Source organism: Tissierellales bacterium, assembly GCA_025210965.1.
Lineage (GTDB): Bacteria > Bacillota > Clostridia > Tissierellales > JAOAQY01 > JAOAQY01.
In genome coordinates this window covers 1-10,693 of sequence record JAOAQY010000225.1, presented here as the reverse complement: position 1 = coordinate 10,693, position 10,693 = coordinate 1, and the positions used below count along the sequence as shown (strand labels likewise).

General features: G+C 34.2%; 10 protein-coding genes, 1 tRNA gene and 2 other annotated features. Of the genes, 10 read left to right on the top strand and 1 reads right to left on the bottom strand.

Features of this window, described 5'->3' with window-relative positions:
- Positions 1-184: 184 nt before the first annotated feature.
- Positions 185-1,636 carry a proline--tRNA ligase gene (proS, locus tag N4A40_16205; GenBank protein ID MCT4663396.1) on the bottom strand — a complete coding sequence of 484 codons (1,452 nt, stop codon included), beginning with the start codon at positions 1,634-1,636 and terminating at the stop codon, positions 185-187.
- A gap of 60 nt (positions 1,637-1,696) precedes the next feature.
- Positions 1,697-1,917, bottom strand: a binding site (T-box leader).
- Positions 1,918-2,076: 159 nt separating this feature from the next.
- Between proS and N4A40_16200 the strand changes: the two genes are divergently transcribed.
- The 10 genes from N4A40_16200 to N4A40_16155 form a co-directional block, all read left to right on the top strand.
- A complete protein-coding gene (locus N4A40_16200; protein MCT4663395.1) occupies positions 2,077-3,759 on the top strand; it encodes a His/Gly/Thr/Pro-type tRNA ligase C-terminal domain-containing protein in 1,683 nt (560 codons plus the stop codon).
- Positions 3,760-3,841: 82 nt separating this feature from the next.
- Positions 3,842-5,323 carry a glutamate--tRNA ligase gene (gene gltX, locus N4A40_16195; GenBank protein MCT4663394.1) on the top strand — a complete coding sequence of 494 codons (1,482 nt, stop codon included), beginning with the start codon at positions 3,842-3,844 and terminating at the stop codon, positions 5,321-5,323.
- Positions 5,318-5,525, top strand: a binding site (T-box leader). Its footprint overlaps the gene before it by 6 nt.
- 51 nt (positions 5,526-5,576) lie before the next feature.
- Positions 5,577-6,974 (top strand): cysteine--tRNA ligase, encoded by a 1,398-nt coding sequence (cysS, locus tag N4A40_16190; GenBank protein ID MCT4663393.1) that lies wholly within the window; start codon positions 5,577-5,579, stop codon positions 6,972-6,974.
- 108 nt (positions 6,975-7,082) lie between these two features.
- A complete protein-coding gene (locus N4A40_16185; GenBank protein ID MCT4663392.1) occupies positions 7,083-7,484 on the top strand; it encodes a Mini-ribonuclease 3 in 402 nt (133 codons plus the stop codon).
- 11 nt (positions 7,485-7,495) lie between these two features.
- Positions 7,496-8,290 (top strand): FAD-dependent thymidylate synthase, encoded by a 795-nt coding sequence (gene thyX, locus N4A40_16180; GenBank protein MCT4663391.1) that lies wholly within the window; start codon positions 7,496-7,498, stop codon positions 8,288-8,290.
- A gap of 15 nt (positions 8,291-8,305) precedes the next feature.
- Positions 8,306-9,058, top strand: a complete 753-nt coding sequence (gene rlmB / locus N4A40_16175; GenBank protein ID MCT4663390.1) for a 23S rRNA (guanosine(2251)-2'-O)-methyltransferase RlmB — start codon at positions 8,306-8,308, stop codon at positions 9,056-9,058.
- The gene (locus tag N4A40_16170; GenBank protein MCT4663389.1) at positions 9,048-9,578 is read left to right on the top strand and encodes an NYN domain-containing protein; all 531 of its coding nucleotides are present in this window, start codon (positions 9,048-9,050) and stop codon (positions 9,576-9,578) included. The genes rlmB and N4A40_16170 overlap by 11 nt, the downstream gene beginning before the upstream one ends.
- Positions 9,579-9,664: 86 nt before the next feature.
- On the top strand, positions 9,665-10,327 hold the full coding sequence (gene sigH / locus N4A40_16165; GenBank protein ID MCT4663388.1) for an RNA polymerase sporulation sigma factor SigH: 663 nt from the start codon (positions 9,665-9,667) through the stop codon (positions 10,325-10,327).
- A 121-nt stretch (positions 10,328-10,448) separates the two neighbouring features.
- Positions 10,449-10,524: transfer RNA gene (locus tag N4A40_16160), tRNA-Thr, on the top strand.
- Positions 10,525-10,554: 30 nt separating this feature from the next.
- Positions 10,555-10,693 (top strand): GTP-binding protein (locus tag N4A40_16155; GenBank protein MCT4663387.1); only part of this gene is annotated, 139 nt, incomplete at its 3' end.

The window sequence follows — 10,693 nt, the reverse complement described above, 5'->3', positions numbered from 1 at the left end:
GTTTGCTGAGAACAAATTTATATAAATCAAATTGAAAAATACAAAATTGATATTCAAAAAAGTCATAGCTTTTATTAGGGCTATGACTAATCTTTAAATATTAAATTTCAGAATATTTACACCAATTACTTGACAGACTCTAAGAAAGAGTTGACGATATTTTTCGCCAACTCTTTTAATTATTTTAGTATGCTTTTGCCATATAAACCATATGCTTAGCTTCTTTACCGCACCAAACACATTTGTGTTCTCCGCCAAGATCTTCTTGTTCGAATGGAATACAACGAATTGAAGCGGCTGTTTCTGACTTTATCCAGTCTTCACATTCTTGATCTCCACACCAATAAGTTTTAACAAAACCTTGGTTTTCGTTCATAACTTGTTTAAAGTCATCCATATTTAGAGCTACACTAGTTTTTGCATCTCTAGCAGCAGTTGCTTTTTCAAGTAGAGATGTTTGGATAGTTTTAAGTAATTCATCAACGCTAGCTTCTAGATGGTCCATAGAAACTTTAATTTTTTCACCATTATCACGTCTTGCCAAAACTACTTGATTGTTTTCAATATCTTTAGGTCCGATTTCTAAACGAATTGGAACACCTTTCATTTCCCATTGATTAAATTTCCAGCCAGGAGAGTTCTCACTAGCATCTATTTCTACACGAAGTCCTATATTTTCTAATGATTTTTTTACTTCATATGCTTTATCCAACACGCCTTCTTTATGCTGAGCTATAGGTAGCACAACTACTTGGTAAGGTGCAATAGAAGGAGGTAATACTAGACCGTTGTCATCACCGTGAACCATTATGATACCACCGATTAATCTAGTAGATACACCCCAAGACGTGTGGTATGGATGTGCTAAATTACCGTCGCGGTCAGAGTATGAAATTTCAAAAGCTTTTGTAAAGTGCTGGCCTAAATTGTGAGAAGTACCTGCTTGTAGAGCTTTTCCATCGTGCATAAGAGCTTCCATAGTATAAGTTGCATGTGCACCAGCAAATTTTTCTTTATCACTTTTTCTACCGCAAACCATTGGGATTGCCATGTGTTTTTCAGCAACATCAACATAGATATTTAACATTCTTAATGTTTCTTCTTGTGCTTCTTCTTCAGTTTCATGAAGAGTATGTCCTTCTTGCCATAAAAACTCAGATGTTCTTAAGAATGGACGAGTTGTTTTTTCCCAACGAACTACACTACACCATTGATTGTACAAGAATGGAAGATCTCTCCAAGATGTTAACCATTTTTTGTACATGTGGCATATAATTGTTTCAGAAGTTGGACGAACGCACAATTTTTCGCCTAATCTGCTGTTTCCACCGTGTGTTACCCAAGCTACTTCAGGTGCGAACCCCTCAACGTGCTCAGCTTCTTTTTTCAAAAGACTCTCAGGAATCAAAAGAGGGAAGTAACAGTTTTTGTGACCAGATGCTTTGAATTCTGCATCGTATAATTTTTGAATGTTCTCCCAGATAGCATATCCATAAGGTCTTATTACCATAAACCCTTTTACTGGTGAATAATCAGCTAATTCAGTTTTTCTAACAATATCAGTATACCATTGAGCAAAATCGACGTCTCTAGGTGTTATTTCTTTTACCTTGTCTTTGTTGTTGTTTTTTGCCATTTTTATTCCTCCTTAAAACTAATAATACGACTTTTGACTAAATAAAAAAACCTCCATCCACAAAGGGACGAAGGTTAAAATTCGCGGTACCACCCTAATTAAACCTATGAAAAAACATAGGTCAATCTCTAAGCATAGATAACGGTATGCGACCGATAAGATTTATTTCATCTTCGACTCAGAGGTGGGTTTTCATAAGCTAGTTACTGCAAAACCTCTCAGCAAACGGTTTTACTCTCTGTAAGTCTTGACTTATTACTTGGTCTCATCAAAGTCTTTAATTTGATTGATTTGCAACCTATTCTATCATGATAAAAAAAACCTGTCAAGGCAAAAACAAAATAAAAGAATTATTGACAAAAACAAAACTTTCCATTAGGTTTAAAATAGTACTAGAATTCCTGAATGTTATTCAAGAATTAAAAAGAGGAGGCCAAAATATGAGATTATCAAGAATGTATTTACCAACGCTCAAGCAAGTAACCACAGATAGTGATTACTTGAGTCAAGAGCACATGTATAGAACTGGAATGATAAAAAAATTATATCACGGTGGTTTTTCATATCTGCCATACGGAAATAGAATTTATAAAGAATTAGAGATGAATCTAGAAGAATGTTTAGAAGATTATTGTACAAATGAAATATACTTTCCTAGCATATTGTGTAACGAAGGAATGAAAGGAAATAGATATAGATTTGAATACGATACTTTTGTGATTAATTCTGATCGTCATTTAGCTATAGGTTTAGAAAGAGATGAAGTTGTAGTAAACCAAGTAAAAGGAATGTTAACTTCGTATAAAAAATTGCCTCTTACTCTTTTTTCAAAAATAAAAACAGCTAAAAAATCTAAGAATTTAAAAGAAAGTTTGGTTGGAGCATTAGAGCAGCGATATCATGAAATTTATGCATTTGCGCCAAATGAAGAGAGTTTGACAGAAATTATGGGTGAAATTGTCCGAAATACGCAGTCAATACTAACTGATGATTGTGTTTGGGTAAAAGGTGATGGAGATGGATTGGAGTATCGTGAAGATAATGCTCTTTACATGAATATTGAAAATGGAGAAGAAAATTTTATAACTTGTGAAAAATGTGGATATTCGTGTGAATCTAGTTCATTAAAACCTTATACAAAAGCTAAAGTTCAGGATTTTGAAGAAAAAGAAGAAATATATACACCTAATGTAAAGACTATAGAAGAGCTAGAATCATTTTTGAAAATTGAAGGGTATAGATTTGTAAAATCATTAATATATAGTGCCGATGGTGAATATGTTATGGTTGAACTACCTGGAGATCAAGAGCTAGATGAGTATAAATTAGCTAAATACTTGAAAATATCTCCAAATAGATTAGAACTTGCTGAAGCAGAGGTAGTTAGAGAAATAACAGGAGCAGAAGTTGGATTTGCAGGGCCTCTCAATTTGAAAAAAGAAGTTAGAACATTAGTTGATAGAAGTGTTACTCAAATGTACAATTTTGTGGTAGGGGCAAATAAAACAGATTATCATATAAAAAATGTAAATTATGAGAGAGATTATGAAGCTGAAATTGTAGAGGATTTGTTAGAAGTTAACTCGGATAGCAAGTGTTTTAAATGTGAAGGACAATTAAATATCAAAGCGGGGATAAAAGTTCTTGAAACTAGAAATTATGGACAAAGTTTTGGTGAGTTATTGGATTTGAATTACTTAGACGAAAATGGTAAGAAGAGGGCTATGAACTATGGTGTTGTAAGAATATATACAGAGTCGATTATTCAAGGACTTTTAGAAAGAGCCAAGCAAGAAGATGTTTTTGTATTGCCAGAAGTATTATCGCCATACGATTTGAGTTTGATACTAGTGAACCCTAAATCTGATGAACAAAGAGAGCTAGCAGAAAACATTTACAAAACATTGAAAAATGAGAATGTTAGAGTAATATTTGATGATAGAGCAGAGCGAGCTGGAGCAAAATTTAAAGATGCAGAACTTATGGGTATGCCATATAGATTAACTGTAGGTAGAGGGGCGAAAGATGGTGTAGTTGAGTGGATTGATTCGAGAAAGGGAGTCAAAGAAGAAATCCCATATGAAAAGGCACTAAATTTAATAAGAAACCTTGATAGAGCATAGCTGATGCGATATAATAACTAGGTATAAGAAGCGGCATGTAATTTGTTAAAAATTAGATGTTATGCTATTGGGAGGTTAAAACATGTCAAAAGTTAGAGTGAGATTTGCACCGAGCCCAACTGGCTGGTTGCATATTGGTGGTCTTAGAACAGCTTTGTATTGCTATTTGTTTGCGAAGCAAAACGATGGAGATTACCTTTTAAGAATAGAAGATACGGATCGTACTAGATTAGTTGAAGGTGCTATTGAGAATTTATATGATTCTTTAAAATGGGCTGGAATAGAAAATAATGAAGGTGTAAAAATTGAAGAAGGTAAAGTTGTTCAGATTGGAGAATGTGGTCCATACATTCAATCTGAAAGACTTGATATTTATAGAAAATACGTAGATCAATTATTAGAAAGTGGACATGCTTACTATTGTTTCTGTACTAAGGAAAGATTGGATGAAGTTAGGGAAAAGCAAAAAGCTAATGGAGAAGATCCTAAGTATGATGGACATTGTAGAGACATTAGTTTGGATGAAGCTAGAAAAAGAATAGAAGCTGGAGAAGATTATGTAGTTCGATTAAAGCTTCCGGAAAATAAAGACATCACATTCCATGACTTGGTTAGAGGAGAAATCACAATTAATACAAACGATATAGATGATCAAGTACTTCTTAAAACAGATGGATTCCCTACTTATCATATGGCCGTTGTTGTTGATGACCATTTGATGGGGATAACTCATGTTGTAAGAGGCGAGGAGTGGATGACATCCGCACCAAAGCATGTGTATTTGTATGAAGCTCTTGGATGGAAAGCAGCAGAGTTTGTTCATCTACCAACAGTGCTTAACAAAGAAAAGAAAAAATTAAGTAAAAGACATGGAGATGTTGCGGTTGGTGACTTTAAAAAGAAAGGATATTTACCAGAAGCGCTTGTTAACTACTTGGCACTAGTTGGGTGGAGCCCAGAGGGAAATCAAGAAATATTCTCAATGAGCGAATTAATTGAGTCATTCTCATTTGATAGGGTATCAAGAACTGGCGGAGTATTTGACAACAATAAGTTGGACTGGATGAATGCTCACTATATAAGAGAAGCTGACATAAGCTATTTGTCAAAATTATGTGCGCCGTACCTAGTAGAGGCTGGATATATCAAAGCTGAAGAAATAGAGTCAAAGCAAGAGTGGATAGAATCGATGGTAGAATCGGTTAGAAAGAGAATGTCTTATTTATCTCAAATTGGTGATTTAGCTGAAGTGTTCTTTAATGACAATGTGGAGATGGAAGATGAGCAAACTGCGGAAATGTTAAAAGGAGAGCAGGTTCCTGCTTTGTTTGAAGCATTTAGATCTGAGCTTTCAGAAATAGATGAAGTTGATAAAGAATTCGCGGGAACTGTATTTAAAAAAATACAAAAAGCGACTGGTATAAAGGGCAAAAATTTATTTATGCCGCTTAGAGCGCTTCTTACAGGACAGCTTCATGGACCAGAATTGGTTGATGTATTGTTTGTATTAGGCAAAGATAAAATATTAAATAGAATGAAGTATGTAGAAGAAAATATAATGTAGACGGAGATAGGGAGAAGTATAAAAATTAGTCTAACAGAGAGAACTTTGTTTAGCTGAGAGAAGTTTTGGATACTTGTTTTTAGAAATGCACCCTTGAGTTATGCTTTTGAAATTCAGTAGGAAGCATCGGTTGGTAATCGTTAAAAACTATTAAGTGGGAATATCCAATTAGAGTGGAACCGCGGTTAACCCCGTCTCTTTGTAGAGGCGGGGTTTATTGATTTTTAGAATAAATAAATGGGAGGCTGAAATTATGAAACTATATAATACTTTGACTAGAAAAAAAGAAGAGTTTGTTCCTATTAAAGAAAACGAAGTATCTATTTATGTTTGTGGTCCAACGGTATATAACTATATTCATGTTGGGAATGCAAGACCTATGATTGTTTTTGATACAATGAGAAGATACTTTAAATACAGAGGTTACAAAGTTAATTATGTATCTAATTTTACAGATATAGATGATAAGCTTATTATTAAAGCGCAAGAGCAAGATACTACAGTAAAAGCTCTAGCAGATCACTATATTGATGAGTACTTGATAGATAGTTCGAATTTGAATGTAAAAGATGACGAAATAATGCATCCGAAGGCAACAGAGACTATAGAAGAAATGGTTGAATTTATAAGCGAATTAGAGAATGATGGATATGCATATGCGGTAGATGGAAATGTTTATTTTGATGTTACTAGGATAGAAGATTATGGCAAATTATCAAAAAAGAATATAGAAGATTTGGTTGCTGGTGCGAGAATAGTTGTAAATGAAGATAAGAAAAATCCTATGGATTTTTTGCTTTGGAAAGCAGCTAAACCAGGAGAGCCTTATTGGGAGAGTCCTTGGGGTCATGGTAGGCCTGGCTGGCATATAGAGTGTTCGGTGATGGCAAAGAAGCATTTAGGTGAAACTATAGATATTCATGCTGGTGGAGATGACTTGCAATTCCCTCACCATGAAAATGAAATTGCACAAAGTGAGTGCCACAATGGGAAGCCATTTGCTAACTACTGGATGCACAATGCTATGATAAACGCTAACAATATTAAAATGTCAAAATCTAAGAAAAACTTCTTCACTGTTCGTGCTATTTCGGAAGAATTTGATTTAGAGATTTTAAGACTTTATTTGCTATCATCTCACTATAGAAAACCGATAAACTTTAGTAGAGAGATTTTCCTTCAGTCTAAGAGTGCTTATGAGAGATTGGTAAATGGAAAAAAATTGATGGAAGAACACTTGGAAAAAGCAGAAAATAGAGAATTAAATGATTCAGAAATTAAAATTAAAGAATCACTTTCTGTATATAAAGACAGATTTATATCTAGTCTTGAAGATGATTTTAATACGGCAGAGGCTATTTCCATTATGTTTGATTTGGTGAAATTATCAAATATAAATTTTGATAAAGATACTGCGGCGGAACTTATCAAGGAAACGCTAGGACTGTACATGGAAATGGCAGACGTTCTTGCTATACTTCAGAGAAAAGATGAAGTTTTGGAAGATGAAATACAAAACTTGATTGAAGAAAGAATTTCAGCAAGAAAAAATAAGAATTTTGCTAGAGCCGATGAAATTAGAGACTCGCTTAAAGCTAGAGGAATAGAACTTTTAGACTCTAGAGACGGTACAACTTGGAGAAGAATATAGATTTGAAATACGAATCAAATAGACAAGAGTATGATTTTTTGAGTATAATAGGAGCAGAGCTAGTCTCTGCTTTTGTTATGTAAGAGATAGCGTAGAGGAGTGTTGGATTTGGAACTTTTTAGAAATAAAGAATGGAAAAATCGTGAAGTTCAAATGATGGGACCATTACAATTAGCATACGTAGGTGATGCGGTTTATGAAATGTATATAAGAAATTATCTTATAGAGAATAAAAATGCTAAGGTGAATCAATTGCATAGATTAGCAACCCACTATGTTAAAGCTAAGGCACAATCTGATATATTGTGGAGAATAGAATCAGAGCTTACAGATGAAGAGAAAACTATTGTTAGAAGAGGCCGAAATGCAAAGTCTTATTCAGTACCAAAGAACGCTAAATTATCAGATTATAGAAATGCAACAGCGTTAGAAGCTCTTATTGGCTTTTTATTTTTGGAGAAGAGAGACGATAGGTTGAAAGAAGTACTAGATATGACGGTAGTTGATTAGGAGGTTTAGATATGAAAGTGAAATTAATAGCTTCAACACCAGAGCCGGAAAAGGTGATTGCATCAGCAGCAAAATTATGTTATTCGAAGGTAGGAATTGACGAGATTAATCAAAAATTAGACGAGGATAGTATCAACAAGTTTTTGAAAATGCTAATGTCACTAGGGCATCAGTCTCCGATAGAACATGTGAGTTTCACTTTTGCTATAGAGGGAGTAAGTCGTGTATTGACTCATCAATTAGTAAGACATAGAATAGCTAGCTATTCTCAGCAGTCGCAGCGTTATGTTAAGCTTGATCAATTTGAATATATAATGCCACCTGCTATAGAAGCTAATGAAGAAGCTAAATCTATTTATGTAGAGACTATGAAAAGAGACCAAGAAAATTATAATAGAATAACTGATCTTTTGCTTTTAGAGTACTGTGAAAAATATTTGAAAGAAATTGGAGAAAATGCTGAAGACGCTAAGGGTTACGTTAAGGAAAAACACAAGCGGAACTACATGGCTTTTGAAAAAAGGGCGATAGAAGATGCTAGATACTTGTTTCCAAATTCTTGTGAAACTAAAATTGTAGTTACTATGAATGCTCGTTCTTTGGTTAATTTTTTTGAACATAGAGCATGTAATAGGGCTCAGTGGGAAATAAGGCAATTAGCCGTTGAAATGCTAAAAATAGTTAGAAAAGAAGCTCCGATATTATTTAACAATATTGGGCCTAAATGCTTAAAAGGTCCTTGTCCGGAGGGAAAAATGACTTGTGGAAAAATAGAAAGTGTTCGAAAAGAATTTGAGAATTATTAAAATTAGGAGGATTTCATGAAACAAGATTTGAATTTTATTTATGGTAGAAATGCAGTGATTGAAGTGCTTAAAACGGGTAGACCGGTAGATCAGTTAATTATAGTGAACGGAAATCTACAAGGGTCTATAAAGCAAATAGTTGCTATGGCGAAGGAAAAAAAGATATTAGTAAAGTATGTTCCTAGGACTAAGTTAGATGAAATGGCAGAAGGCAAAAACCATCAAGGTGTCATAGCAAAAGTAGCTGCACATCAATATAGTGAATTGAAGGATATATTTGCATTAGCGGAGAAAAAAGGAGAAGCTCCATTTATAATAATATTAGACGGAATAGAAGATCCACACAATTTAGGAGCTATACTTCGAACTGCAGAATGTGCAGGAGCTCACGGCGTCATAGTTGCAAAGCGAAGAGCTGTCGGTTTGACAGAGGTTGTGGCAAAAACAGCTGCTGGGGCTATAGAACATATTCCTGTAGTAAAAGCTACTAATATAGTACAGACAATTCAGAGCTTAAAAGAAAAAGGGGTCTGGATTTATGGTGCTGATATGGATGGCGAAAAACAATTCTTTGAGCAAGATATGACTGGAGCTATGGGTCTTGTTATAGGAAATGAGGGTAAGGGTATGAGCCGATTGGTTAAAGAATCTTGTGATTTTATAGTTAGAATTCCTTTAAAAGGTTTTGTTACATCGCTAAATGCTTCTGTTGCTGGTTCTGTTTTGATGTATGAAGTGGTAAGGCAGAGGATGCAAAATGGCAAGTAAAAAAGAATCATATTTATTTGTAGATGGATATAATATCATAAATAACTGGCCTGAACTTCGTCAATTATCTAAGATGACTTTAGATTTAGCGCGAGAAAGATTAGAAGAATATATGCTAGAGTATCAAGCGTATATGGATGTTAGAGTGATAGTTGTGTACGATGCATACAAGATAAGAGGTGCAAAGGAAAAAATAGTTAATAAATCAGGCTTAAAGATAGTATTTACTCAAGAACGTGAAACGGCAGATAGATATATTGAAAAGCAATTGCATAAACTGGGAAAGGACTATAGGGTAAAAGTTGCGACTTCTGATTGGGTTGAGCAACAAGTGGTTCTTGGTAGAGGCGGAACTAGAATTTCTGCAAGAGAGTTGCATTTGCAATACAAGAATATGAAGGAACGTATAGAGATAAAGACACAAAAAAAAGTTTCTAAAAAATCTGAAGAAGTATTACTAGAAGACTTAATTGATGATGATTTGAGAGAAAAACTCAATAATATGCTCAAAAAAAGCTGATGGATTCTTGACGAGCTATGAGCGGTGGTATATAATGAAGTTGTGAATTTTAAGACAATTTCGAATACTTTGGAGGCGATGCTCACATGGGCTTGGACATTTATCATGAAAGTTGTATCACAACTATGTATGCTGATTATAGGGTTTTGGTTGATGAGGAAATTGTAAAGAGAGCTCAGGAAAATGATGATTTAGCTCTTGAATATATTATTAGAAAGTATAAAAATTTTGTAAAAGCCAAAGCAAAATCGTATTTTTTGATAGGAGCAGATAGGGAAGATATTATTCAAGAGGGAATGATTGGTTTGTACAAATCAGTTAGAGATTTTAAGGCAGATAAATCTTCTTCTTTTCGTGCGTTTGCAGACTTATGTGTTACTAGACAGATAATAACGGCTATAAAAACGGCAACTAGACAGAAACACATTCCGCTTAATTCCTATATTTCTTTGAATAAGCCGATTTTTGATGAAGAATCAGATAGGACGTTGATGGATATAATGACTAGTATACAGGTAAATGATCCAGAGGATTTAGTTATAAATAGAGAAAATGTATTTGATATAGAGTGTAAGATTGGCGAGGTTTTAAGTAAATTAGAGTGTCAGGTGCTAGCCTATTATTTAGAAGGTAAAACTTATCATGAAATAGCTGAGCTTTTGGGTAGGCATGTAAAATCTATTGATAATGCACTTCAAAGAGTGAAGCGCAAAGTCGAAAAATGTCTTGAAGATCCTATAGTGCAGTGATAGCGTGAAAGTTATGTAAAAGTTTTGATTAAAATACAATGCATTAATTTTTATAAAAAACCTTAATTTTGGGATTGACAATATATAGGTAAAATAGTAGAATGAAAGACAGGAATACTGCGCCTGCGTAACTCAGCTGGTAGAGTACTTGCATGGTAAGCAAGAAGCCATCAGTTCAAGTCTGGTCGTAGGCTCCATTATTGATTTTATGTTGAGGAGGAATTCAAATGGCTAAAGGTAAATTTGAAAGAAATAAGCCACACGTTAATATTGGAACAATTGGTCACGTTGACCACGGTAAAACAACATTAACAGCGGCAATAACAAGAACATTAAACGAAAGATTAGGTACAGGAGAATCTGTAG